Origin of the sequence: Myxococcus sp. AB056, assembly GCF_006547365.1 — a bacterium.
Classification (GTDB): Bacteria; Myxococcota; Myxococcia; order Myxococcales; family Myxococcaceae; genus Myxococcus; species Myxococcus virescens.
This window is the reverse complement of the sequence record NZ_VHLB01000014.1, coordinates 79327-104971: the sequence shown is the minus strand read 5'-3', so window position 1 is coordinate 104971 and position 25645 is coordinate 79327. Positions and strand designations below refer to the sequence as shown.

General features: G+C 69.0%; 22 protein-coding genes. 2 read left to right on the top strand and 20 right to left on the bottom strand.

What is annotated here, in order from left to right; translation table 11 throughout:
- The first annotated feature begins 115 nt into the window (after positions 1-115).
- Positions 116-2293: a S46 family peptidase gene (locus FMP39_RS09400; protein ID WP_141589608.1), complete on the top strand. Its 2178-nt coding sequence runs from the start codon at positions 116-118 to the stop codon at positions 2291-2293.
- Positions 2293-2949, top strand: a complete 657-nt coding sequence (locus FMP39_RS09395; protein ID WP_090489400.1) for a hypothetical protein — start codon at positions 2293-2295, stop codon at positions 2947-2949. The genes FMP39_RS09400 and FMP39_RS09395 overlap by 1 nt, the downstream gene beginning before the upstream one ends.
- Positions 2950-2964: 15 nt before the next feature.
- On the opposite strand, the gene FMP39_RS09390 is transcribed toward FMP39_RS09395, so the two are convergent.
- The 20 genes from FMP39_RS09390 to FMP39_RS09300 all read right to left on the bottom strand — a co-directional run bounded on the left by FMP39_RS09390 (position 2965) and on the right by FMP39_RS09300 (position 25512).
- Positions 2965-3468 (bottom strand): RNA polymerase sigma factor, encoded by a 504-nt coding sequence (locus tag FMP39_RS09390; RefSeq protein WP_011552571.1) that lies wholly within the window; start codon positions 3466-3468, stop codon positions 2965-2967.
- A gap of 161 nt (positions 3469-3629) precedes the next feature.
- Positions 3630-5270, bottom strand: coding sequence for a sigma 54-interacting transcriptional regulator (locus tag FMP39_RS09385; protein WP_141589607.1), 1641 nt, complete (start codon positions 5268-5270; stop codon positions 3630-3632).
- A gap of 99 nt (positions 5271-5369) precedes the next feature.
- Positions 5370-6338, bottom strand: a complete 969-nt coding sequence (gspN, locus tag FMP39_RS09380; RefSeq protein WP_141589606.1) for a type II secretion system protein GspN — start codon at positions 6336-6338, stop codon at positions 5370-5372.
- 3 nt (positions 6339-6341) lie between these two features.
- Positions 6342-6899 (bottom strand): type II secretion system protein GspM, encoded by a 558-nt coding sequence (gene gspM / locus FMP39_RS09375; RefSeq protein ID WP_141589605.1) that lies wholly within the window; start codon positions 6897-6899, stop codon positions 6342-6344.
- A 2-nt stretch (positions 6900-6901) separates the two neighbouring features.
- Complete coding sequence (gene pilM, locus FMP39_RS09370) at positions 6902-8503, bottom strand: pilus assembly protein PilM (RefSeq protein ID WP_140861849.1); 1602 nt, start codon at positions 8501-8503, stop codon at positions 6902-6904.
- A 1-nt stretch (position 8504) separates the two neighbouring features.
- Positions 8505-9872, bottom strand: a complete 1368-nt coding sequence (locus FMP39_RS09365) for a general secretion pathway protein GspK (protein WP_141589604.1) — start codon at positions 9870-9872, stop codon at positions 8505-8507.
- Between the two features lie 3 nt (positions 9873-9875).
- Complete coding sequence (locus tag FMP39_RS09360) at positions 9876-10547, bottom strand: type II secretion system protein GspJ (RefSeq protein WP_090489931.1); 672 nt, start codon at positions 10545-10547, stop codon at positions 9876-9878.
- On the bottom strand, positions 10547-11416 hold the full coding sequence (locus FMP39_RS09355) for a prepilin-type N-terminal cleavage/methylation domain-containing protein (RefSeq protein WP_141589603.1): 870 nt from the start codon (positions 11414-11416) through the stop codon (positions 10547-10549). The genes FMP39_RS09360 and FMP39_RS09355 overlap by 1 nt, the downstream gene beginning before the upstream one ends.
- Positions 11413-12135 carry a prepilin-type N-terminal cleavage/methylation domain-containing protein gene (locus tag FMP39_RS09350; protein ID WP_174256948.1) on the bottom strand — a complete coding sequence of 241 codons (723 nt, stop codon included), beginning with the start codon at positions 12133-12135 and terminating at the stop codon, positions 11413-11415. The genes FMP39_RS09355 and FMP39_RS09350 overlap by 4 nt, the downstream gene beginning before the upstream one ends.
- Positions 12132-12581, bottom strand: a complete 450-nt coding sequence (locus FMP39_RS09345; protein WP_194858311.1) for a type II secretion system protein GspG — start codon at positions 12579-12581, stop codon at positions 12132-12134. The genes FMP39_RS09350 and FMP39_RS09345 overlap by 4 nt, the downstream gene beginning before the upstream one ends.
- Before the next feature lie 40 nt (positions 12582-12621).
- On the bottom strand, positions 12622-13047 hold the full coding sequence (gspG, locus tag FMP39_RS09340) for a type II secretion system major pseudopilin GspG (protein WP_090489382.1): 426 nt from the start codon (positions 13045-13047) through the stop codon (positions 12622-12624).
- Positions 13048-13108: 61 nt separating this feature from the next.
- Positions 13109-13264, bottom strand: coding sequence for a hypothetical protein (locus FMP39_RS37375; RefSeq protein WP_162295072.1), 156 nt, complete (start codon positions 13262-13264; stop codon positions 13109-13111).
- A gap of 11 nt (positions 13265-13275) precedes the next feature.
- The gene (gene gspF, locus FMP39_RS09335) at positions 13276-14532 is read right to left on the bottom strand and encodes a type II secretion system inner membrane protein GspF (RefSeq protein WP_141589601.1); all 1257 of its coding nucleotides are present in this window, start codon (positions 14530-14532) and stop codon (positions 13276-13278) included.
- Between the two features lie 40 nt (positions 14533-14572).
- Entirely contained in the window at positions 14573-16390 is a 1818-nt protein-coding gene (gspE, locus tag FMP39_RS09330; RefSeq protein WP_141589600.1) for a type II secretion system ATPase GspE, read from the bottom strand.
- A 5-nt stretch (positions 16391-16395) separates the two neighbouring features.
- Complete coding sequence (gene gspD, locus FMP39_RS09325; protein WP_141589599.1) at positions 16396-18993, bottom strand: type II secretion system secretin GspD; 2598 nt, start codon at positions 18991-18993, stop codon at positions 16396-16398.
- A gap of 25 nt (positions 18994-19018) precedes the next feature.
- Complete coding sequence (gspC, locus tag FMP39_RS09320) at positions 19019-19933, bottom strand: type II secretion system protein GspC (protein WP_026113979.1); 915 nt, start codon at positions 19931-19933, stop codon at positions 19019-19021.
- 193 nt (positions 19934-20126) lie between these two features.
- Positions 20127-21533 (bottom strand): sigma-54 dependent transcriptional regulator, encoded by a 1407-nt coding sequence (locus FMP39_RS09315; protein WP_141589598.1) that lies wholly within the window; start codon positions 21531-21533, stop codon positions 20127-20129.
- 32 nt (positions 21534-21565) lie between these two features.
- A complete protein-coding gene (locus tag FMP39_RS09310) occupies positions 21566-22573 on the bottom strand; it encodes a ParB N-terminal domain-containing protein (RefSeq protein ID WP_141589597.1) in 1008 nt (335 codons plus the stop codon).
- A gap of 95 nt (positions 22574-22668) precedes the next feature.
- Positions 22669-24015 (bottom strand): TldD/PmbA family protein, encoded by a 1347-nt coding sequence (locus FMP39_RS09305; RefSeq protein WP_141589596.1) that lies wholly within the window; start codon positions 24013-24015, stop codon positions 22669-22671.
- A 15-nt stretch (positions 24016-24030) separates the two neighbouring features.
- Positions 24031-25512 (bottom strand): TldD/PmbA family protein, encoded by a 1482-nt coding sequence (locus FMP39_RS09300; RefSeq protein WP_141589595.1) that lies wholly within the window; start codon positions 25510-25512, stop codon positions 24031-24033.
- Positions 25513-25645 lie beyond the last annotated feature (133 nt).

The window sequence follows — 25645 nt, the reverse complement described above, 5'->3', positions numbered from 1 at the left end:
ACCCCAACACTTAATCCGGGTTCGTCTTCCACGAAAAAGCCCGGCCTCCTGGTCGCGAAGCGTCACGGCGAAGGGATTCGCTTGCGGGCGCCGGACGGAGTAGGGAGGGGAGACCATGAAGAAGACGCTCCTCCTTCTGTCGCTCGTGGCTGCCCCCGCTCTGGCCGGGGAAGGCAAGTGGACTCCCCAGCAGGTCCTGGAGCTGGACCCGGCGTGGCTACGCGCCCAGGGCCTCCAGGTCTCCCCCAAGAAGCTCTGGGACCCGAAGCGTGGCACCGGCCTGCTCGCGGGCGCGGTCAACGTCGGCGGGTGCTCGGGCGCGTTCATCGCCGCCTCGGGTCTGGTCATCACCAACCACCACTGTGCCTTCGGCGTCATCCAGGAGCACAGCACGCCGCAGCGCGACCTCATCACCCAGGGCTTCCTCGCCTCCAAGCGCGAGGACGAGCTGCCCGGCAAGGGCTCGCGCGTCCAGGTCCCGCGCAGCTTCACCGACGTGACGAAGACGGTGCTCGCCGCGGTGCCCGCGGACGCGGACGACATCACGCGCTACAAGGCCATCGAGCGGAAGCAGAAGGAGCTGGTCGCCGAGTGCGAGAAGCGCCCCGCCACCCGCTGCCAGGTCGCCACCTTCGATGGCGGCGTCAACTACACGCTGGTGGACGCGGTGGAGCTCACCGACGTGCGGCTCGTCTACGCGCCGCCGCGCGCGGTGGGTGAGTACGGCGGCGAGGAGGACAACTGGATGTGGCCGCGCCACACCGGTGACTTCGCCATCCTCCGCGCGTACACCGCGCCGGACGGCACCTCCGCGCCGTACAGCGACAAGAACGTCCCCTACAAGGCGGAGTTCTTCTTCCCGCTGGCCACCCAGGGCGTGAAGCCCAACGACTTCGTCATGGTGCTGGGCTACCCGGGCATGACGTACCGCGCGCTGCTCGCGGAGGAGATGGCCGAGCGCCAGTCCCGCCTCTACCCGCGCATGCGCGACGTGTTCGGCGAGGCCATCCGCATCCTCGAAGCGGAAGCGGAGAAGGACCCCGCGGGCAAGATTGCCACCGCCTCGCAGCTCAAGGGCCTGCACAACGTCTACAAGAACTCGGGCGGTCAGCTCGCCGGCCTGAAGCGCGGCCACATCGTGGAGAAGCAGCGCGAGGCGGAAGCCGCCGTCGCGGTGTGGGCCAAGAAGGCCGGCGCGAAGTGGCAGCCGGCGCTGGACGCGCGGGCCGCGCTGCTCGTCGAGCAGTCCGCCATCGCGAAGTCCTTCGAGCGTGAGTTCCTCCTGGCCGCGTCGTCGCGTCTGGCGCGGGGCCCGGCCCTGGCGGTGGTGGTGTCGCGGCTGGCCGCGGAGCGCGCGAAGCCGGACCTGGAGCGCCGCCCGGAGTACATGGAGCGCGAGCACGTCCGCATCAAGGACCGGCTGGAGCGCGAGCAGAAGAACCTGTTCCTCCCCGCCGAGCGCCAGTTGCTGCTGGCCTTCGTGCGCCGCGCGCAGGCGCTGGGCGCCGGTGAGCGCATCGCCGCGGTGGACAAGCACTTCGGCAAGACGTTCTCGGAGAAGGACGCCCTGGCGAAGATTGACGCCATGTACGCGGGCACCAAGGTGCTGACGCTGGACGAGCGCATGAAGATGGCCACCGAGTCGGTGGGCCAGCTCGAGGCGCGCAAGGACCCGTTGCTCGCGTTCGGCCTGGACCTGGCGAAGGAGCAGGCTGCGCTCGACGAGGTGAAGGACAAGCGCCAGGGCGCCGCGCTGCGGCTGCGGCCGGAGTGGCGCAAGGCGGTGCTGGCGCACGCGGGCAAGCCGGTGGCCCCCGACGCCAACAGCACGCTGCGCGTCAGCTTCGCCAAGGTGCAGGGCTACGCGCCGCGGGACGGCGCCATCTACACGCCGCAGACGACGCTGTCGGGCATGCTGGCCAAGCACACCGGCGAGGAGCCCTTCGACGTCCCGGAGAAGGTCGCCAAGGTCGCCGAGGCGAAGCGCTTTGGCGCGTGGCAGGACAAGAAGCTGAAGGACATCCCGGTGAACTTCCTGTCGGACGCGGACACCACCGGCGGCAATTCCGGCAGCCCCACCGTCAACGGCAAGGGCCAGCTCGTGGGCGTCAACTTCGACCGCGTCTGGGAGAACGTGGCCAACGACTTTGGCTACAACCCGGACGTGGCTCGCAACGTCAACGTGGACGTGCGCTACATCCTCTGGATGCTGGACCAGGTGGAGGACGCGGACGCGCTGCTGCGCGAGCTGGGCGTGCGCAAGGGCCCGCCGGTTGCGGGGGAGACGCGCTGATGTCGGACGCGGGGGACGGCTCGCTTCCTTTTCCGGTCTTCAAGCCGGAAGAGCGCGTGTGTGGCAATTGCAAGCTGTTCAGCCCGCAGTCGGTGGATGAGCGCCGGGGCTGGGTGGGCGCGTGCCGGCTGCACTCGTGGCGGGGCAACTTTCCCCCGTCCGCGCCCATTTGCGACAAGTACACGCCTCGGGGAAGCGCGGCCCCCTCGGCGGTTGCACCCGCGCGCGAGCGGACCGCGCGCAGCGTGGCGCCGGTGGTGGTGCGGCGTCGCGCGGACCCCAACGCCGTGGTGGACCTGGAAGGGTTGAGCATGACGCGTGAAGAGCTGATGGACATCTTCCGGGAGGCGTCCGGCTTGCTGGACGCGCCGCCCCTGGCCAACAAGTGGGAGGGCGGCACGATGCGGCTGGTGCCCGCCAACACCGAGCTGCAGCCCAAGGACCTGCCCATCGACAGCCTGTTCCACAAGGTCGTCATGGTGCGCGACAGGCTTCGGGTGCTGGAGCAGAAGCTCAACGCGCACCCGAAGCTGTCGGACGCGGAGAAGGTGGAGATGCAGAGCTACATCACTCGCGTCTACGGCTCGCTCACCAGCTTCAACGTCCTCTTCAAGGAGAAGGCGGACCAGTTCGTCGGCTCGAAGAGCGAGGACTGAGGCCGTCCCGGGCCCTCAGGGCTGCTGGCCGCGCTCTTCCATCAGGGAGAGCGTGCGCTGGCGGGCGCGGTGGAGCGTGCTCTTCACCGTGCCTTCGGGGATGCGCAGCAGCCGGGCGATTTCCGGGTAGCTCAGGCCGCGCACCTCGCGCAGGTAGAGCACCTGGCGCTGCTGCTCGTTGATGTCCTCCATCGCCTCGCCGAAGTGGCGCTCCATCTCCGCGCCCACGGCGAGGGCTTCGGGGGACAGGGGCTCCTGGACGTCGTGGCTCAGCCTGTCTCGGCGCTTGCGCGCCCGTAGCCAGTTGATGCTGCTGTTCACCATGACCCGGTGCAGCCAGGTGCTCCACGCCGCGCGGCCACCGTAGCCGGGGGCGCGGCGGGCGAGCCGGGCGAAGACGTCCTGCACCACGTCTTCAGCGTCGGCGGTATCACCGACGATGCGTCGGGCAATGGCCAACGCGCGAGGGCGGTGCTCGGTATACAACTCGGACAGCGGCGGAAGCGCGCATGCGTGCATGACGGGTGCTCTCCTGACACGCCGGGGTGGACGTACAGGACATGGAACGAATGAGCCGCCAGAAGGGTCTATCGCCCTTCAGGGCCATGCACCGTGGGCCACATTTTCCCGGGGCGGGGGCGTCCATCCGCTGACACCCCCACCTCCCTGGAAGGCGTCCTCTACTCCTGCTCGTCCTGCTTCGTGAGGCCCCAGTCCTTCAGCCGCTTGAAGAGGGTGGAGCGGGCCACGCCCAGCTCGCGGGCCACGCGCTCGCGGTTGTTGTTGTACCGCCGCAGCGCCGCCTCGACGATTTGACGCTCCAGCTTCTCCAGCATCTGCTCCAGCGTCATCCCCGGCGGCAGCTCCGGCACGGCGATGCCCGTCTCGCGGTTCAGCTCCTGGTCGAAGGAGATGTCCCCCGCGTCGATGAGTGGCCCCTTGCGCAGCAGCAGCGCGCGGTGCACCACGTTGCGCAGCTCGCGGATGTTGCCCGGCCACGCGTGGTGCTGGAGCCGCTCCAGGGCCGCGGGCGTGAAGCGCACGGACTGGCCACGCGGGGCGTAGGTGCGCACGAAGTGCTCGGCCAGCGAACCCAGGTCCGCCTTGCGGCTGCGCAGCGGCGGCAGGTGCAGGGGGATGACACAGAGCCGGTAGTACAGGTCCTCGCGGAAGCGGCCCTCGCGCGCCGCCGCCAGCAAGTCCCTGTTGGTGGCCGCCACCACGCGCACGTCCACCGTCTGCGGGCGGCTGGCGCCCACGCGCTTGATTTCGCCGCCTTCCAGCGCGCGCAGCAGCTTGGCCTGCAAGTCGAGCGGCAGCTCGCCAATCTCGTCCAGGAAGAGGGTGCCTCCGTCGGCCTCCTCGAAGGCGCCCTTGCGCGCGCCCATGGCGCCGGTGAAGGAACCCTTCTCATGGCCGAAGAGCTCGCTCTCGATGAGCTCCTTGGAGATGGCCGCGCAGTTGACGGGCACCAGCGGCCGGTTCGCCCGCTGCGAGCAGGCGTGGATGGCGCGGGCCACCAGCTCCTTGCCGGTGCCGGACTCGCCCAGAATCGTCACCGCCGCGGAGGACGGGGCCACCCGCTCAATCAACTCCGAGAGCTGCCGCACCGACGGGTCGCCGCCGATGATGCCGTGGAAGGACGTGGGCTCCTTGCGCGTGGTGGGCGCGGCGGGCTCCAGCACCAGCTCCGTCTCACCCACGCGCAGCACGGTGGGCAGCGGGACTTCCGCCTCGAAGACACGCACCGGGCCCATCCACGTCCCGTTGGTGGAGCGCAGGTCCACGACGTGGAAGGTGTTGTCGCGCCGGGTCACCTTCAGGTGCCGGCTGGAGGCGAAGCGGTCCTGGAGCACCAGGTCGCAGCCGGCGTCCTTGCCCGCGGTGAAGCCTTCACCCGTGAAGCGGTGCACGGACTCGTTGAGGCCCTGCTTCACCCGCACCTGCGCGGGCTGCCAGCGCGGGGCCTGCGTGTCGCGGGACTGGACGGACGTCGTGTGGCCCACCTCGGTGGTGACGTCCGCGCCTTCGCTGCCGCCGCTGATGCGGAACACCGCGCGCCATTGGCCCAGCGCCAGGTCCGCGCCGTCTGGCAGCTCGCCGTGGGTGACGGACTGGCCGGCGACGGTGGTGCCCTTGCCGGACAAATCCTCCACCCGGCAGCGCTCGCCGTCCCACAGCAGGGCGACCTGGAGGCGGCTCACCTCGGGGTCCGGGATGGCGACGTCGCTCTGCTCGCCGCGCCCGAGCACCAGCCGTGCCCGGTCCACCCCCACCCGCAACACCTCCTCGCCACGACGAAAGAACACCAGCTCCGGCATCCCAGCCCTCTCAGCAGTCCAGCGCCTGAGAGCGCTTTACACGCCCTGGTGTTCGGCTTTCAACCCCGCGCCCTGCGGCGGGCGCGGGGGAGCAGGCGCTCAGCGCCGCGGGAGGAACGTCGGCCGGTTGAGGAAGCCGCCGAGCCGGGCGGCGCGGAAGCTGGGGTCCGTCTTGTCCGGCGGGAGGATGGTGACGCCCGCGCCCACCAGACCCAGCCGCTTCTGGAACTCCGGGTCCAGCTTGATGTTCACATCCATGCCGGGCTCGCTGTATTCCAGTCGCTTGCCCAGCTTCAGCGTGCCGGTGGCCACCGCCTCCAGCTCGTTGCTCTTCAGGCGCAGCGACTCCACCGTGCCCAGTCCCTTGACGAACTGGATGCGCCCGGTGAGCGCGCCCAGGTCGATTTGCGGCAGGTCCATGGGTACCGCCGTGCCGCCGCCCATGGGGATGGCCACCTTGCCGCTCTTGATGACCATGTTCCGGGTGTCCAGCGTCAGCTCTCCGTTGGCCTGGGACAGGTCCGGTTGCGCGCCGCTCTTGGGCAGCGTCAGCGACAGGGCCGCGTTCAGCTCGCCGTCAAGGTCCATGCCGGTGAAGGCCGGCAGGTTGCCGCCGGAGGCCTGGAGCCCGTCCGCCGTCACCTTGACGCGCGTGTCGCCCAGCAGGCCCACGGAGGCGCTCAGCGTGCCGCCCATGATGCTGGCGCGCATCGCGATGCCCGGCGGGAAGAGGGCGGGGCGCAGCGCCACGCTGTCCAGCACCAGCGGCTCGCCCAGCTCCGCGGCGCCCAGCATGCCTTCGCCCCGCGCGAGGGCCGCCACCGTGTCCGCGCTCAGCGGCTGGGGCGGCTTGCTCACGCGCACGTTGGTGGCGGTGATGCCCGCCAGGCCAGGCCGCAGCGAACCGATGCGCACCGCGAGCCCCGCCTGGGCCGCTTCGCTGACCAGCCGCTTGCGGATGGCGTCGTACGGGAAGGTGACGAGCAGGCCCACGACGAAGGCCACCACCGCGAACGCGGCGTAGCCGAGGAGAATCTTCCAGCGGGCGGCTTTGGAGTCAGAGGACATGGCTCAGGGCTTCATCCGGTAGGTGGCGACAGTGGTCCACGCCGTCAGCGTGTCCGACGCGGGACGCGGCTCGATGCGCAACAGCTTCACCTTCACCACGCCCGGGCCGCTCTCCACCGTCTGCAGGAAGTCGGTCAGCTTGCGCAGGTCCACGTCCGTGAAGGTCAGCTCCACGGCGCTCTCCACGATTTTCCCGTCGCCGATGCCCACCTCGCCCTTGGGCGTCATGTTGGGCACCTGGAGGCCGGCCAGCGTCGCCTTGTCCTCGATGTAGCTGATGAGCTGCACGTTGCTGGACGTGAGCTGCTGCTCCACCGACTGACGGTTGGCCTGCGCCTCGCGGAAGCTGGCGGCCAGCGTGTTCACTTCCTGCAGCTTGGTCAGCTTCTCCTCGGTGCGCTTGCGGTACCCGGACGCGCTGTTGGTGAACGTCATCACCACGGCGAACAGGATGAACACCAGCACCGCCGCGCCGGCGATGGACACCATGCGGCGCTCGCGGTCGCTGAGCCGCTCGAACCACGTCTGGATGGGGGCGAAGACTTCCTGAAGCTTGGCCATGGTCAGCTCTCTCCTCCCTGCTCACCAGGGCATTGCACCTGCACGTCCAGGCGGAAGGACATCTTGCTGCCGTCCCGCGTCTTCTCCACCTTGCCCTGCCGGACGTCCTTGAAGCAGTCGTGGTTCTTGATGGCGTTGGACAGCGTGTCAATCTGCTTCGAGGAGTCCGTCTCACCCTCGAGGATGACGCGGCTCAGGTCGATCTGGATGCGGGTGAACTTCACCGGCATGTCGTCCGGAACGCGCCCCGTCACCTCCGCCAGGAGGTTGACCGCCGTCAGCCGGGGCAGCGCCGCCGCCGGGCTCTCCACGCCCGCGAGCATGTTGAGCGCGCGGTTGTAGTCCTTCTCGCACCGGCCCAGGATTCGCTGGGTGGTGTCACACAGCACGGCGTCCACCTGCGCCTCGCGCCGCGCCAGCACGGAGTTGCGCACCACGCCGAACGCGATGAGCAGCAGGATGAGCGTGGCCGCGAAGGACGCCAGGAGCCCCAGCTTGTCCTTCATGTAGTCGAAGTCGCCCTTGAAGGCGAACTCGCCCCGGCGCAGGTTGAAGCGCGGCGCGCGCACGCCCGCCGCGTTGCCGCGCAGGGACAGCGAATACGCCTGGGCCGCCACGGGCTGCTCCGCCGCGGGAATCGCCTTCGCGTCCGCGGGCAGCGCCAGCACCCGCACCGGCAGATTCAAGTCCCGGGAGAGCTGCTCGGCGATGCCCGGCAGCTTCGCGGTGCCGCCGCACAGCACCACCGCGCCCACCTGCTGACGGGTGCGGGCCGTGAAGGCCTTGAGGGTGGGGCGCAGCTCGCGCAGCATCGGCTGCAGGCCGCGCACGAAGGCCGCCGCCGCGCGCTCCGCGTCCGGGCCCTGGGCCGCGCTGGCCACCGCGCCGTGCTGCTCCTTCCAGTGGTGCGCCTCCGCCAGGGACGTCTGGAACTCCGTCGCCAGCGCCTTGCTCAAGTCCTTGCCGCCGCCGGAGAAGGTGCGCGCGAACTGGACGCCCTCACCGGGCTTGCCCACCGACACGGAGGTGCGCTCATGGCCGATGTCCACCACCGCCACCGCACCGCCTTCACCCGTGCCCTGGAAGAGGCCCGGGTGCTGCTGGAACAGGTTCTGGTAGGTTAGGCCCGGGTGCGTGACGATGCGCGGGTCCACCTTCAGCTCGGACAGCAGCGCCAGCAGCTCCGCCAACTCTTCCTTGCGCACCACGCCCACCAGCAGGTCGCTGGCCTTCTCCTTGCCTTCGCCGTCCTTCAGGCCCACGACCTGGTAGTCGTAGACGACGTCGGAGATGTCGAAGGGCAGCTGGCTGCCGACCTCGAAGGGCAGCGTCGCCTCGATGCGCTTGGCGTCGGAGAAGGGCAGGCTCAGCGCGTGCGTGGTGAGCGCCGGGCCGGGCAGGGCGATGACAATCTGGTCCACGTTGCCCGGCGGGAGCTGGCCCAGCAGCTCCTGCACCGCGGCTCGCAGCGTGTCGGCACGCTCGCCCTCCTGGGCACGCCGGACCTCGGCGAACCCATGGGTGGTGTGCGTCTTCGTCTTCGCCTCCAGCACCACGCCCTTCACGGCGTGACTGCCGAGGTCCAGGCCAAGGATACGGGCCATGCTATTCCTCTCTCCAGTACAGGAGCCGGCCCAGAGTGTCGTCGAGCCGGATGACGGCGGTCAGCGTCTTCTGCACGCTGCCCGCTTCTCCCACAGATTTGATGGTGAAGGTCTGACTCTTGTCGCCCACGAGCCGGTTGCCCGCGACGTTGGACTTCACGGCCGGGTCGACCAGGATGCCCGCGGCTTCCACCACCGCGACGAAGTCCTGCACGGACATCCCGAAGAAGCTGAACATGCGCGCGGCGCGAACGCGTTCGATGAGCTCGTTGAGGAACACCGGGTCCCTCAGGCGCGGGTCCGGCCGCGTCTGGTCCGCCACCGACATGATGGCCAGCCCCATCATCACCGGGTCGTCGGTGTTGATGTTGGGCCGGCGGTTGATGTCCGGATAGACGGTGAGGCGGTCCCGGAACGCCGCCATGAACTGGTCGTTGACGCCGTGGACCCGGTACAGCTCGTCCACGCTGTCGAAGCGCGCGTTCTTGGGCTGATAGCCGGGTTCATAACGGCTGTAGGCCGCGCCTTCATCCGAGAACCCACCCGGCAGCGGATTCACCGGGTCCACCGGGTTGAACGCCGAGCCTGTCCGGTCGTCGTCCGCCCAGTCCTTGAGCGCCAGGAGGACGTCCTGGGGCGTGCTGCGCACCTTGTTGGCGTCGTCCCGCTCCCAGAGGAACTCGAAGCGCGGGTCCGCCATCATGTCCATGAGCCGCAGCGCCGTGGGCCGCGCGTCACCCGCGCCCGCGATGAGCCGGTGCACGTTGAGCTTCTCTTCCTCGTCGGTGATGGTGGCCAGGAAGCAGCCTTCGAAGCCGCCGAAGGAGCGCATGGTCATCTGCGAGGCGACCTCGCGCGCCGCCGGGTCCGCGTCCTCTTCATCCAGCTTGAAGTTGTCGTCCTGCTTGGGCTCCAGCGCGGAGACCTCTCCACCCGCGCCGTCGCTCTTCACCAGCCCGCGGAGCATGTGACAGTCCACGCGCGCCATCTTGAAGAGCTGGATGTTGAGCGAGGAGGGCTGCACCTGCCCGGCCTGCGGCGTGCCGCCGATGCCCAGCTGCCCCAGGATGGCCGCCGGGTTGGGGATGGGCGTCTGGTCCACCTGTTTCTGGAAGCGCAGCAGCAGCCGCGACAGCGCGATGCCCGAGCGCGCCATGTAGTAGGCGCGCACTTCGTCTCGCTGGTTGGCCGCCAGCTGCAGGTCCACCCGGCTGTTGTAGGCGAAGTCGGTGGCAATCACCGTCAGGAGGGCGATGGAGACAATGGCGATGATGAGCGCCACGCCGCGCGAGCGCCGCTCCCGCCGCGCCGGGCGGGGCAGGGGCTTGCGTCGCCGCCGGGGCGTCTGCTGGAAGAAGGGCAGGGGCATGGCTCAGTACCTCGGCAGCTCCGTGTTCAGCATGATTCGGGCCTGGGTGACGTAACGGGCTTCCTTGCCCGTTTCGTCCACCGCCGTCAGCGTCACGCGCACCCGGGTGGGCAGGATGGACTTGCGCTCGGTCCGCCGCGTGTCCCACTCGTCATCCCACTCCTTCTTCTCCGAATCCCAGTAGGCGAACTCCAGCTCCTTCACGCCTTCGAAGAGCACGTCCACGTGGCCGCCCTGCTCCATGCGCTCGTCGATGTTCGCGTTGACGCGCCGCTTGAGGTCCTGCCGGCCGCGGGCCTCCCGGTCCTCCGACGCCTCCACGAAGTACTCGACGATGGCCTGGTCGGACTCCTTCACGTCCGTGTAGAGGCGCTGGTGCGAGAAGGTGGTGAACAGCAGCTTGCCGCGCTCCCCCACGAAGTTGCTGGGCCGGTCGTTCTGGTCCCGGAAGCGGGTGGAGTCGTAGCGGTCGCTGACGTAGGCGGAGCCAATCTCACGCGCCATGCGGTTCATGGCCACGCGGACCTGCCGGTAGCGGTCCGCGTCCACCTCCACCGTCTCCTTGGCTGTCAGGCCCGTCTGGAAGGCCATGGCCACCACCGTGCCCATGAGGGCGGTGATGGCGACGGCCACCATGACCTCCATCAGCGTGAAGCCTCGCGTGTGACGCCGCATCATTGTGCCCCTCGGAAGCCGCCCGGAAGCCTCGGGTTGCCCAGCAGGCTGCCGCCGCCCATGTTCCCCCGGCGGCCGCCCAGGTCCTGCTGCGCGTCGGACATGCGGCGCAGGGGCTGGCGTGTCGCCGGATCCAACATGACGCCGTTGGGGCCGGGGATGGGGTTGGCCACGGGCCGCCCGTCCTGCGTCACCCACTGGTTGTCGGAGCCTCCGCCCTGGGCCGCGGCGGCGCCGCCGTTGCGGTCCGAGCCCGGCCCGAGCGACACGATGTGCGTCACCAGGTCGATGCTCTCCACCTGCGTGCCTTCCTGCCAGTAGACGGTGAGGTGCACCTCGCGGACCGTCTGGGTGATTTGCTCCACCATCTGCGTGAACATGGGCTGGGCCATGCCCATGGCCGCGCCGCCCATGCCGCCCAGGCCCGCGGCCTGGGGGCCGCCGGAGGACGCGCCATCCTTGCCGCCCGCGCCGCCTCCGAAGAGGCCCGCCAGCCCGGACATCGGGTCATCACCGCTGGCATTGTCGCCAATGGGCAGGTTGAAGATGGCGCCAATGAGCTGGTCCGGCGTCACGCCGTCCGTCTTGGGCGCGATGATGCGCGCGCGCCACTTGAACTGGTTCCAGCCTTCGTCGGAGAAGTCCCCGGACTCCTCCTGGTCGTCCAGGCTGAAGCCGTCGTCGTAGAGGTCCTGCTCCAGGTCCGTCATCTTCGACCGGGCCAGCAGCGACGCCACGGTGAGGCGCTTGGTGTAGACGTGGTTGGACACCGCGCCCGCGTTGAGGTCGAAGATGGCCATCAGCGCCAGCCCGAGGATGGCGAGCGCCACCACCACTTCCAGCAGCGTGAAACCCTGGGCGCGCCTCATCGCGGCACCTCCAGCGCCTCGGCGACAATCTGCACCTTGCCGGTGAGCGGCGACACGTCCAGCGTCCAGACGTTGTCTCCCTGCTGCACGTAGACGTAGGCCTTCTCCGTGTAGCCCTGCGGGAAGAAGTAGAGGTACGCCACGCCGTTCTCCACCGGCTGACGCTGGTTGCGCGTCCACACGGAGACCTTGACGTCCGCCGGCAGCTCACGCGCGGGGACCTCCTCGGACGTGTAGGAAGAGAAGCGGGCCGCGTTCTCCACGCGCAGCTTCTCTCCCTCCAGCAGCTCCTGCGCGCTGGGGGCGTTCGTCCCGCTGCCGCCGGACAGGTAGTTGCGCCGCTCGTCACGGCCGCTGCCGCTGCCCCGGTTGCGCGCGGCGCGCTCGCGCTCGCTGTTCTCCGCGCGCAGCGTCTCGTCGCGGTCTCTCGCGGTGGTGACGGCGCCCTCCGCGCATTCGGCGTGATAGCGCGTGGCCTGCTCGCTCTTGGGGTCGGGAATCTCGAAGACCAGCCGGCACGTCTGCCCGCGCAGCGCCGCCGAGTCGTAGAGCGAGCGGATGAGGCCCGCCAGCTCGCCCGCGCTGCCCTTCGCCTTGGCGCCGGTGATGGAGCCGATGCCCATCACCGCCGCGGAGAACAGCATCGCGACGATGATGATGGCGATGGAGATTTCGATGAGCGTCAGGCCGCGCTGGGCGCGGTGGCTCCGCTTCGTCATGGATCCGCCCAACCGGCGGCCAGCACACCGCCACTGCTCAGGTCCGCGTCAGGCCCGGTGCCGCCCGGCTTGCCGTCCGCGCCATAGGAGACGACGGCGCCCGTGGAGCCGTCCATCCAGTACACGTACGGATGGCCCCAGGGGTCCTCCGGCACGCGGTCCAGGAGCCGGGCCTGGATGAGCGGCGTGAAGCCCTCTGCCTGGGAGGGGAAGCGGCCCATCAGCCGGTGGTGGGACTTGAACATGCCCTCCAGCTGGCGGATGTCCGTGCGCGCCCGGCGCTGGTTGGCGTCCAGCGTCCGGTCCTCCGTCACGTAGACCAGCGTGAAGGCAAGCCCCGTGGCGGCCACGAAGACGAACGCGAGGAGGAACCGCCCCAGCCTCCGGCGGCGGTCCGGCCCCTCGTGCGAGGGCGTCGGGGATGGAATGGCGTCGTGCTCTTTCATGCCCAAGCCCTGTCAACGTGTGTCGCGCGCGACTTGTTCGTCACTTCTTGGCGGAGGCCGCCGCGTCCGCGGAGGAGATGTCCGCGTCGTTGCCCTCACCGCCCGAGGCGCCGTCCGCGCCATAGGAGATGATGACCGGCTTTCCGCCCTCGTTGATGTAGACGTAGTCGTTGTTCCAGGGGTCCTTGGGCATCTGCTCGAGCGCCTGCGCCTCCACCAGCGCTTGCAGGCCGGAGGCCGTGTCCGGGTACTTCCCCTTCTTCGTGTAGTAGAGCTTCATCGCGCCCTGGATGTTCTTGATGTCCAGCGCGGCGCGATCCCTGCGCGCGGCCTCCAACTGCGGGATGACGGCCACGCCCACCGCCGCGGCGATGAGACCGAGGATGGTGATGACCACCATGATTTCGATGAGCGTCATGCCGCGGTTGCGGCGCTGCTTCCTCTGCTGCTTCTGGCTCTGGCGCATGTGTGCTCTCCATCCCGGGTGACTTTCTGGCAGGCCACCCTTGTGTCGTCGTGTCTTCTTGTCAGGGCGTCCGGACGCTGTCCGCCGCCCCGGCGGGCGGGCGCGGTTGCTGGGGACCGTACAACCGGGCCCCCACGGTCAGCAGCGCCGCCGCCATGGCGACCATTGCCGCCAGGGTGACGCGTTGAATCCAACGGTCCGCCATGTCGTTCATCATTCCGCCACACCTCACCGGATGGCCGAGTTCACCTGCAGAATCGGCATCAGGATGGAAAGCGCGACGAATGCAATCACCGCGCCCATCACCACGATGAGGAGGGGCTCCAGCAGCGAGGTGAGGGCGCTGATGCGCACGTTCACCTGCGTCTCGTAGTTGTCCGCCACGCTGGTGAGCATCTCCTCCAACTGGCCGGAGCGCTCACCGATGGCGACCATGTGGTACACCAGCGGAGGGAATTCCCCGGAGCGCTTCAGCGGGTTGGCGATGCTTTCGCCCTCGCGGATGGAGTCGCGGGCCTTCTCGACGACCTCCGCCAGGACGGTGTTGGTCATGATGGCCTTGACGATGTCCATGGCCGCCAGCAGCGGGACGCCGCTCTTGAGCAGCGTGGACAGCGTGCGGGCGAAGCGGGAGATGGACAGCAGGCGCACCAGGTTGCCCACCACGGGGGCCTTGAGCGTGAAGCGGTCCCACTTGGGCTTTCCCGAGGGGCTCTTCGTCCAGCGCATGAAGAGGACCACGCACAGCGCCATGGCTGGCAGCAGGATGAACCACCAGCTCTGGAAGAAGTTGCTGGAGGCGATGAGGAAGCGCGTGCTCAGGGGCAGCGTGGCCTTCATCGTCTCGAAAATCTTCGTCACCTTCGGCACCACGAAGACCATGAGGGCCACGAGGATGCCGCCGCCCACCACCATCATGATGGCGGGGTAGAGCATGGTGCTGAGAATCTTCTGCTGCAGCCGGGCCTGGTTCTCCGTGAAGTCCGCCAGGCGCGTGAGCACCGCATCCAGCGCGCCGGAGGCCTCACCCGCGCGCACCATGTTCACGTAGATGCTGGGGAAGATTTTCGGGTGCTGCCCCATGGCTTCCGCCAGGGACGAGCCTTCGTTGACGCGCTGCTTGATGTCGGAGAGGGCGCGCTTGAAGCGCTCCTTCTCCACCTGGTCCACCAGCGCGCTGAGCGACTCCACCAGCGTGACGCCCGCACCCAGCAGCGTGGAGAGCTGCCGGGTGAAGATGGCCACGTCGTCGGTGTTGACGCGGCCCCGGCCCAGCTTGCGCAGGTCGATGTCGCGCGCCACCAGCGCCGCGTTGGTGCCCTTGGCCACGGCGGCGCGGCTGCCTTCGGCCTGGGCCAGCACATCCGTGAGGAAGATGCCGTCGGCGCGCAGCTTGGACCGCAGCGTCTTGGGGGAGTCCGCCTCGAGCAGGCCCTTGATCTGCTTGCCCGCGGAATTGAGACCTCTGTACTCGAAGACCGGCATGGTTCAGGAACCCCGGCCCCTCCCAGGGAGGAGCTGTCGGCTACATGTCCTCCTGGGTGATGCTGAGCACCTCGGCGATGGTCGTCTCGCCCAGGGCAATCTTCCGCGCGCCGTCATCCAGCAGCGTCGTCATGCCCTTGGACGTGGCGGACCGCTTGATGGTGGAGGCATCCACGTTCTTCAGCACGAGCTGGCGCACGTCGTCATCCACGGGGAGGAACTCGTAGATGCCGGTTCGCCCGCGGTAGCCGTTGCGGTTGCAGGAGGGGCAACCGGCGGCCTTGTAGATGCGGTCCACGCCGTAGCGCTGCTTGAAGGAGGCCACCGAGTGGCCCAGCTCCTTGAGCTCCGCGTCGGTGGGCTCGTAGGGCACGCGGCAGTCCGGGCACACGCGGCGCACCAGTCGCTGGGCCAGGATGCCGGTGAGCGAGGACGCCACGAGGAAGGGCTCCACGCCCATGTCCACCAGACGTGTCACGGCACCGGCGGCGTCGTTGGTGTGGACGGTGGACAGCACCAGGTGGCCCGTCAGCGAGGCCTGGATGGCGATTTCCGCCGTCTCCTTGTCGCGAATCTCGCCGACCATGATGACGTCCGGGTCCTGGCGGAGGAAGGAGCGCAGCCCCTGGGCGAAGGTCAGCCCAATCTTCGGGCTGATGGCCATCTGGCCAATGCCCTTGAGCTGGTATTCGACCGGGTCCTCGACGGTGAGGATGTTGAGGTCGGGCGTATTGATTTTCGACAGGGCGCCGTAGAGCGTCGTCGTCTTGCCGGAGCCCGTGGGGCCCGTCACCAGGATGATGCCGTGCGAGCGCTTGATGACGGCTTCCATCGACTCGAGCGTCTTCTGGCTCATGCCGATTTCCGCCAGGTCCAGCAGCGTCGCCGTCTTGTCCAGCAGACGCATGACGATGCGCTCGCCGAAGGACGTGGGGATGGTGGACAGACGGATGTCGATGTCGCGGCCGGCCAGCTTGATGCGGATGCGGCCGTCCTGCGGCAGGCGCTTCTCCGCGATGTTGAGCTGCCCCATGACCTTCACGCGGCTGACGATGGCGTTCTGGTAGCGCTTGGGCGGCTTGATGACCTCCTGCAGCACACCGTCCACGCGGAAGCGCACCAGCAGCTCGCGCTCCATCGGCTCGATGTGGATATCGCTGGCGCGCTCCTTGGCGGCGCGGAACAGCACGGAGTTCACCAGCCGGATGACGGGCGCCTCGTCGTCCTCGTCGAGCAGGTCCTTGGGCTCGTCCAGCTCGTGGGCGATGGCATCCAGGTCCTGCGTTTCCATCTCGTCCACGAGCTGTTCCGTCTCGTTGACGGAGCGGTCGTAGACGCTGTTGATGGCGTCGGTGATGGTGGAGCCCAGCGCGATGCGCTGGCTGACGCTCTGGCCCAGCAGCACGCGCACGTGGTCCAGCGCGGCGGTGTCCAGCGGGTCCGCCACCGCCACCGCCACCGTGTCACCCTCCAGGGACAGCGGGAGGATGCGCGACTGCTTGGCGAAGTTGATGGGGATGCGCTTGACGAGCTCCGCGTCCACCTCTTCGGCGAAGATGCGCGCCAGGTAGGGCAGGTCCAGCTGGTGCCCCAGGGCCTTGGCCACGTCCTCCTCGGAGACCGCCTTCATCCCCACGAGGGCCTCGCCAATGCGCTGACCCTTCTCGTCCTGGATGGCGAGCGCCTCCTGGAGCTTCTCCTCGGTGAGCGAGGGGACGATGGCGCGCAGGATCTCCCCCAGCGGGCGGCCACACAGGTAGGCCTGCCCGTGTGCCACGAGCTGCGTGGCGTCGTTGCGCGGGGAAACCGTGCCGCCGGTGGCGGCGCTGGTGAGGGCGGGGTCGGCGGTCAGGTTCATGGCGTCTACTCCCTCGGCCCCGGCTCGATGTGCTGGATGCGCAGGCGTTCGGCGTCTCCTGCCTCGGGGACCTGGATGGCCTCGGGCGGGGGCTGCTCGAAGTTCTGCGGGGCGGGCGCGGGCACTGGTTCTTCCGAACCATCCGGAGGCGGCATGCCTTCCCGCACCGCCGGTCCACCTTCATCCTCCGGGGAGGCGGGCGCCTGCCGCTGCGTGGAGGGCACGGCTCCCGGGCTGCTGGCCGGGGGAGGGGCCGGGGTGATGACGCGCTCGCCGGACAGGCCCGGACCGCCGTTCTCCGCGCGCTGCTCCTCCTGCGTCACCTTCTGGCCCATGCGCGACAGCGGACCGGGCTTGCGGCTGAAGTCCACCGCCACGTCGTAGCCGGGCACCTGGCCGTAGAACTGCTCCACGAACTGCTGCCGCTCCTTCATCTTGCGCTCGAAGATGACGCGGAAGTCCTCTGGCCCCCGGATGATGTAGGGCGTCAGGAAGAGGAGCAGGTTCGTCTTCGTCTTGCGGCGCGTGGTGTCGCGGAACAGGTGGCCCAGCAGCGGGATGTCACCCAGCAGCGGCACCTTGGACACGCTCTCCAGCGTGCGGTCCTGCATGATGCCGCCAATCACCAGCGTCTCCTGGTCCCGCGCGATGACCGTCGTCTTCGCGCTGCGGCGGGACGTGGTGGGGCCGAGCACCGGGTCGGTGGAGGCGATCTCCTCCGTCTGCTGGTTGATGACCAGGCGGATGTAGTCGCTCTCGTTGATCTGCGGCTTCACCGTCAGCTTCAACTCCACGTTCTGACGGGTGATGGGGGCGTAGAGCGAACCCAGGCCACCCAGGCCGCCCAGCAGGCCGCCGCCCAGTCCTCCCGCGACGCCGCCGGCGCCCACGCCGGCCCCGAGCGAGCCCAGCGAGGTCGGGTTGAAGCCGGACTGGAAGGGCACGTTCTGGCCCACCGTGATTTCCGCCTCCTCGTTGTCGCTGGTGAGGATGTGCGGCGTGGAGAGCACGTTCACATCCGAGCTCTGCTGCATGGCGTGCAGCACCACGCCAAAGGCCGGGATGCCCAGCTTCTCCAGCGCGGGGATGACGGGGCCCTGGATGCCGGCGAGGAAGCCGCCGTAGGACGCCAGGCTGGTGAGCGACAGGGACGGCGGCAGGCCCTGGCCGGAGGTGTTGGTGCCGATGAGGCCGGGCACCTGATCGCCGCTCGACGTGCTCAGGCTGAAGCCGCTGTGGAGGTTCATGCCAAGCCGCGCGTTGCGGTCCAGGTTGACCTCCATGATGACGGCCTCCACGAACACCTGGCGGCGCGGCTTGTCGAGCTGCTGGATGACCTGGACGATGTTCTTGTAGTCCGCCGAGCTGGCGACGATGACCAGCGAGTTGCTGCCCTTGTCAGCCGAAATCTTCACCTCGCCGCTGAACAGCTCCGCCGCCTGCGTCGTGGTGGGGCCGCCAGGGGCGCCCGGCGGACGGGCCGGCACCGGGGTGCGGCCGCGGGGCGCGTTGCCGGTGCCCTGGGCCAGCGACTGGAGCGTGCTGGCCAGCTCCTCCGCGTTGGCGTTCTCCAGGTAGTAGACGTTGATGCGTCCGCCGCCGCTGGTGGGGATGTCAATCTGCCCGACGATGTCCTGGATGCGCTCGAAGGCCGCGGGGCTGGCGACGATGATGAGCTTGTTGGTGCGCTCGTCCGGGATGATCTGCGACAGCGTCACCGGACCGCCGGTGGCGCCCTCCTGGCCCTGGCCGGCCTGGGGCGTGGCCTGCGTCGCGGCGGGGGGCACATTGCGCCCGGTGGCGGCGGGCTGGCCGGGGCGGGCGCCCTTGGCCTCGAAGAGGCGCTGCACCGTGTTGGCCACGTCCTGCGCGGAGGCGTACTGCACCTGGATGATGCGCATCTCATCGCTGGCGGCGCGCGTGTCCAGCTGGTGGATGATGCGCTCCAGGCGGTGGATGTTGGAGCCCACGTCGTTGATGATGATGGTGTCGGGCGGGTACGGAATCGTGTCGCCGTCCTTGGACACCAGCTGCTGGAGCACGCCGCGCAGCGGCTCCACTTCCACGTTCTGCACGCGGAACAGCTTGGTCACCATCTGCTCGTTGGTGGTGTACGGCTCACCGTCCTCGACGATGGTCGGGATGGGGTTCTGCTTCGCCGAGCGCTTGTCGACGATCTTCATGAACCGACCGTACTGGTAGACGGCGAGCCCGTTGGCGTCGAGCGAGGCGAGGAAGGCGGAGTAGAAGGCGTCCGCATTGACCTCCACCCGGCCATTCTCCGGGCCGATGATGGAGATCTTCCCGCGCACGTTCTCCGGCAGGATGAAGGTGCGGCAGGTGGCGTCCGCGACCGTCTGGACCAGCTTCTCGATCTCCACCTTGTCGAAGTAGATGCCGTAACGGGCATTGCGGCGGGCCTCCTCGCACGTCGGCGTGCGGCGGGGACCCGCGTTGGCGTCACCAGCGCCGGTAGCGCCAGTGCCTTGCGGGGAAATCGTCCGCTCTCCGGCGGAACCAGTGGGCGGTGAGCGGCGCTGGGCCTGCGCGGGAACGGCGAGCGCGAGGCACAGGCAGAGCATCCAGGACGGGAGCGTCTTCATGGAGGAGCGGGCGCTGCGGAGGTGATTAACGGACGTTGTACGACTTGCGGATCGGCGCACCGTTGCGCTCGATCTCGATCTCGATGCGGGCTGCGTCCTTCATCTTCGAATAGACCTCCAGCGCTTTTTCCGGGCTGTTGAGGTCGAATCCGTTGATGCGACGGATGACGTCGCCATTCTGGACGCCAATCTTGGAGTAGATGGAGTCCGGACGGATGGAGAAGAGCTTGAAGCCCACCGCCTGACCGTCCTTGAACGCGGGCACGATGCGCGCCTGCATGGCGACGTTGTTGAGGTTGTTGAGCGTCTTGTCGATTTCCGCGCGAGGGACTTCGTACTCGTTCTCGCTGGTGGCGCGGATGCCACTGCCGTCGCTGGGCGGCGCGGTGTTGGCCTGGGCCACCGGGGGCGAGGGCGGCACGAAGGCGCCGTCACCCGGATTGCCGTCGATGTACTCGCGGCGGCCACCGTTGATGATGATGACGCGCTCGCGCTCGATGTTCTCCACGGTGGCTCCCTGCAGGGAGTTGCCCACCATGTAGGTCTGCGAACGCTGCGTCGTCATGTCCTGGATGGAGGCGAAGGACCAGTCGGGGTTGCTCGCCACCAGCGTGCCGAGCAGCTTGACCCGCAGACCGCTCTTCACGGGCGCGGCGTTGGGGTCCACCTCCGCCGAAGCGCCGCCGGGCTCCTGAACCTCGGGCTCGGGTTCGGGGAGCTTGATGCCCGTCAGCCGTGACAGACGATCCAGGTCGAGCATCGCCATCGCCGTCTCGATGCGGCGCGGCTGTGAAGGCGCGCGGGCGGACGACCCCCCGGTGGGAACCGGGGAGATGGCGGACTCGACGAACAGGTTCACCGTGCTCGCCGCCAGCAATCCGACGAGCAGGATGAACACCAGGTTCACCGTCCAAAAGTATTTTCGAAAGAAGAGTTCCATCACGCTTCCGGGAGAAAGCCGGGCCCTCATTGAGCAAGCCAGGTGCCATCGCGGGCCAGGCGGGCAAGACAGGACCTACGGCCAACCACTTGGAATTATTCCGGAATAGCAGGCGCCCCTGACGCGTGACGGGCCTTCCGAAACCCCGCCAGACAAATTGTCAAAAGCAGGCGGGGGGCCGTGTGACGCCCTGTCAGTCGTCGGTGTCGGGGCCGGGAGGCGCGGCGGAGGGGCCGTCCCCGGTGGACTGCTCGCGCTCCAGCTTGCGGTAGATGGTCCGCGCGGCGATGCCCAGCAGCCGTGCGGCCAGCGTCTTGTCTCCGCGGGTGTGACGGAGCGTCTCGTGGATCACCCGGCGCTCGATTTCCTCCATGGGCGTCCCGATGGGAATGACGAGCTGTCCGGCTGAGCCCAGCGGGCCCTTGCGCACGGATTCAGGCAGGTCACTGGCCTCCAGCACCTCGCCGCGCGCCAGCACCACCGCGCGCTCCACCGCGTGCTCCAGCTCGCGCACGTTGCCGGGCCAGGCGTAGTTCTCCAGCACGCCCATCGCCTCCTGGGAGAAGCCGCGCAGCACCTTGCCGTTCTTGGCGGCGAAGCGGCGCAGGAAGGCGTCCGCCAGCAGGGGAATGTCCTCGCGGCGCGAGGCGAGCGCGGGCACGCGAATCTCCACCACGTTGAGCCGGTAGTAGAGGTCCTCGCGGAAGCGGCCTTCGGCCACTTCCTTCTGCAGGTCCTTGTTGGTGGCGGCGACGAGGCGCACGTCCACCTTCACCGTCTGCGTGCCACCCAGCCGCTCGATTTCGCCCTCGGCCAGCGCGCGGAGCAGCTTCACCTGGGCGGGCAGCGGCATCTCACCGACTTCGTCCAGGAAGAGGGTGCCACCGTGGGCACGCTCGAAGCGGCCCTCTCGCCGGGCCACCGCGCCGGTGAAGGCGCCGCGCTCCACGCCGAAGAGTTCCGCCTCCAGGATGTTCTCCGGCAGCGCGCCGCAGTTGACGGCGACGAAGGGCCCGCGGACCCGCTGGGAGAACTCGTGCACGGAGCGCGCGGCCAGCTCCTTTCCCGTACCGGACTCACCCAGCAGCAGCACTGTGGCGGTGGAGGGAGCCGCCTGGCGGATGGTGTCCAGCATGGCGCGGAAAGCGGGGGACTGGCCCACCATGGAGCGCCCCCCCGCTGCGTTCATCTCCGCCAGCTTCGCCTTGAGCGACTGGTTCTCCGCCACCAGCGCTCGCTTCTCCAGCGCCTTCTGGATGGCCTTCACCAGTGCGTGGCGCTTGAGGGGCTTGGTGATGAAGTCGTAGGCGCCGTCCTTCATGGCCGCCACGGCCGTCTCCACCGTGCCGTAGGCCGTCATCAGCACCACTTCCACGTCCGGGCGGATGGCACGCGCGGCGCGCAGCAGCTCCTGGCCGTCCATGTTGGGCATCATCAGGTCGGTCACCATGGCGGCGACCTCCGGCCGGCGCAGCAGCTCCAGCGCCTCCGTGCCGTTGGCGGCGGCCAGCGTGGCCATGCCCTCACGCTGGAAGATGCGGATGACCGAGTCGAGGTTCGCGCGGTCGTCGTCGACGACCAGGACCGTGGGGGATGTCATGTTGGGCGCAACCTCCTGCAAATCGTGTTCCCTTAAGCGGATTCCTCGTCCGGCTCCAGCGGCCCGCCGCCCATCCGGCCAATGTCCTCGCGCCGCACCTTGTCGACGTTGAACTTCCGGGCGCTGGCCTGCATCCGGTCCACAGTGGCGTCGAAGTCCGGCTTCCCGCCATCCTTGCGGAAGCGCAGGAAGTTGATGCGGGCGACGACGAAGTTCTTGAGGTACGGGCTCTGGAGGCCCCGCGCCTTGAGGGCATCCACCACGGACACCACGGCGTCGTCCAGCTCCAGCAGCCGCCGGGCCCGGGCCTCGCGCAGGGGCAGGGCGTCCTCCAGGGGCGTGTCGAGGAAGTCCTCCACCACCTTCACGAAGGGGTGGTAGGCGCCCGCGGAGAAGCGGGGGCGCTGCTCGTAGGCGGCGCCCAGGGTGATGAAGGAGGGCTCCTCGAAGAGGTGGGCGAAGGCCGTCTCCGGCCCCTTGCGCTCCGCGCCCACCAGTCCGCGGTACATGCGGATGACCTCCAGCGAGCGCTCCTTGAGGTTGTGGGCCTTCTCCGTGTTGAGGGCCAGAATCTGGTAGGCCACGTCCTCCTCGGGCAGCACCAGGGCGACAATGGCCTTGGCGCCCAGAAGGCGGCTGGCGTTGAGGCGGTGGTTTCCGTTGGGCGTCCAGTACCGGCCGTCCTTGCGCACGGCGATGACGGGGTCCAGGAAGCGATCCAACCGCTCCATGGCGCTGGCCAGCCGCTTCACGTGCGGCTCGGACACGTCGCGCTGGTAGGGCGTGGGCTCCACCTTGTCGATGGGCAGCACGGAGAACACCACCGGGTGGCCACCCAGCGGGTCGCGGTACACGCCGAGCACCTCGCCGCCGTCCTCGCGCACCGCCTCCAGCAGCTCCGTGGGGTACTCCACCGAGTCGCTGGCCACCTCCGCGGGGGACAGGCCCCGGGACTTCGGCGCCGCCTTCTTGCGGCGGGGCTTGCGCGGCGTGGCCGCCTTCTTCGCGGTGGGGGACTTGCGTGCGGACTTCGCTGCCATGGGCTGCACCCTCCTCGTGCTGCTTGAAGCGTTCTACGAGGAGGCCCTGACACGTCCCCCCGCCGGCGCACGGTAGGGGGACGTGGAAGGGTGGGCTACTCGCCTGAAACGGTGAGCTGCCGGAAGCGGACAGTGGGCGCGCCCACCGTGCCGCTGCGGAACTGGAGGTCGCTGCCGACGCCGTCCAGGTCCTTGAGCATCTGCAGCAGGTTGCCCGCCACCGTCACCTCCTGCACGGGGTGCGTCAGCTCGCCCTTCTCAATCCACAGGCCGTTGGCCCCCGCGGACAGCTCGCCTGTCACCGGGTCGGTGCCGTGGCCGAGCAGGGCGGTGACATAGAAGCCGCTGTCCACCTCGCGCAGCAGCTCCTCCGGCGACTTCGTGCCCGCCTCCAGGTACAGGTTGCTGGTTCCGATGGCGGGCAGCCCGTTGTAGCTGCGTGACGCGTTGCCGGTGGTGCGCGCCTTCGCCTTGCGAGCGGTGAACGCGTCGTAGAGGAAGGACTTGAGCACGCCCTGCTCGATGATGGGGGTGCGCCGCGTGGGCACGCCCTCGCCGTCGAAGGGCGCGGTGGCCAGTCCGCGCGGCATGAGGCCGTCATCCACCAGCGTGACGTGCGCGCCCGCCAGCCGCTTGCCCAGCAGCGGGGCCAGGAGGCTGGCCTTCTGGTACACGGCGTTGCCGTCCGCCGCGCCCGCCACGTCCGACACGAAGGACGCGGCCACCTGCGGGTCGAACAACACGGGCACCTGCTGCGTCTTCACCCGCTTCGCGCCCAGCATCCGCACCGCGCGGCGCGTGGCCTCCCGGCCGATGGACTCCGGCCCGTCCAGGTCATCCAGGAAGCGGCGGTAGTCCATCCAATAACCTGTCTGGAGCCCGTTGCCGTCGGAGGCCACCGGCGCGGCGTACAGGTACACGTAGGTGCCGGAGTACGCGCCCGTCACGCCCTCGGTGGAGGCCATGTACACCTCGGACACGTAGTCCCCGGCGCCCACGCCGTTGAAGGCGATGATGCGCGAGTCCTCCGCCCGGGCCGCCTTCTCCACCTCCAGCGCCGTCTTGATCTTCCAGTCCCCGGGAAGCTCGGCCACCTTCGTGTCGAAAAGCAGGCCGGTGTCCCCGAAGCGGCCCAAGTCCTTGCCGGAGGGCAGGCCGTTGAGCTTGCTGGGGGCGGAGAACTCGGCCAGCTTCAGTGCCTGGTCCACGATGTGGTCCACGGCGGAGGGCTCGAAGTCGGACGTATAGGCGAAGCCCAGGCGGTCCTTGAGCACCACGCGCACGCCCACGCCCTTGCTGGTGGACTGGGTGAGGTCTTCAATCTGCCCCTGGTGCACGCGCACTTTGCTCTGGCGGCCTACCTCCAGGAAGGCCTCCGCCTGACGAGCACCCTTGCGCTTGGCGCGCTGGACGATTCTCTTCGCGAGCTGCTGGTAGTCCATGGTTGGTGCTCTCTCTCAGGCGACCTTGGTTCCGCCAACGGTGATGTTGTCGATGCGCACGGTGGGCAGCCCCACGCCCACGGGCATGGACTGGCCATTCTTTCCGCATACGCCCATGCCCGGGTCCGGCATGGGGTCGCAGCCCACGCGTGACACGTTCTTCAGCGCCTCCGGCCCCACGCCGATGAGCGTCGCGTTCTTCACGGGACGGCCCAGCTTGCCGTCCTCGATTTGATAGGCCTCGCTGACCTCGAAGACGAAGTTGCCGTTGGTGATGTCCACCTGCCCACCGCCGAAGGTGGCGCAGTACAGGCCGCGCTTCACCTCCTTGAGGATGTCCTCGGGGGCGTGGTCACCCGGGGCCAGGAAGGTGTTCGTCATGCGGGGCATGGGCAGGTGCTTGAAGGACTCGCGCCGCCCGCTGCCGGTGCTGCGCTGGCCCATGAGCTGCGCGTTGAGGCTGTCGTAGAGGTAGCCCTTGAGGACGCCGTTCTCGATGAGGACCTTGCGCTCGCCGGGGTTGCCCTCGTCGTCGATGTTGATGGAGCCGCGCCCGCTGGACACGGTGCCGTCGTCGATGATGGTGACCAGGTCGGACGCCACCTTCTCACCCAGTTTCCCAGCGAACAGCGAGGTGCCCTTGCGGATGAAGTCCGCCTCCAGGCCGTGGCCCACCGCCTCGTGCAGGAGGATGCCGCTCCAGCCCGGCGCCAGCACCACCGTCTGCGGGCCGGCCACGCAGTCCACCGCGCCCAGCGTGGCCACCGCCTGACGCGCCGCTTCCCGGGCCACGTCCTCCGGGGAGAAGGTGTCCCAGTGGCTGAAGGGCACGCGTCCGCCGCCGCCGTACATGCCGGTGCGCTGCTCGCCGCCCTTGCCCTGGGCCACCACCATCACCGAAATCCGGCACAGGTCCTGGGTGTCCTCGGTGTAGCGCCCGTGGGTGTTGGCCACGGCGATGCGCCGGGTCTGGTCCACGTAGCCGCCGTTGACCTGCTTCACCCGCGCGTCGAAGGCGCGGGCGGCCTTGTCGGCGCGCATGAGCAGGCCCGTCTTCAGCGACACCTCCACGTCCATCAGCGGGGTGCTGACGTGGTAGTGGCTGGGGACCGCGGCGCGGCGCACGGGGAAGCTGCGCTCGGCGCCGCCGCCCTGGGCAATCATGGCCGCCGTGGAGGCCGCGCGCAGCAGCGCGGCCTCATCCCAGTCGTCGGAGAAGGCGTAGCCCACCTTGCCGCCGGAGATGACGCGCACGCCCACGCCCTGGACCAGGCCCGTCTGCGCGCTCTTGATGCGGGATTCTTCCAGCCGCACCGCCGTGGTGAGCGTGCGCTCGACGTACACCTCCGCGAAGTCGCCCCCACGCTCCATGGCCACGGCGAGCAGGCGCTCGACCAGCGGCTGGGGCAGCAGGGCGGCGGGCGTGGGCCGCCGGGCCACTGGTGGGGCCAGCTTCAAGGAGGGGGCGCGCTTCGAGGGCGCAGACGCTCGGGGCATATTTCGGGACTCCCGCAGTGAAGACGATGGGGTATGTGACAGCCTACATAGGAGGGGGCGCCGCCAGGAGCAACGCTCAAGGGCCCCTGTTCTTTCCCTGATCCGCGGCCTGTCCGCATTCCCACCATGGAGA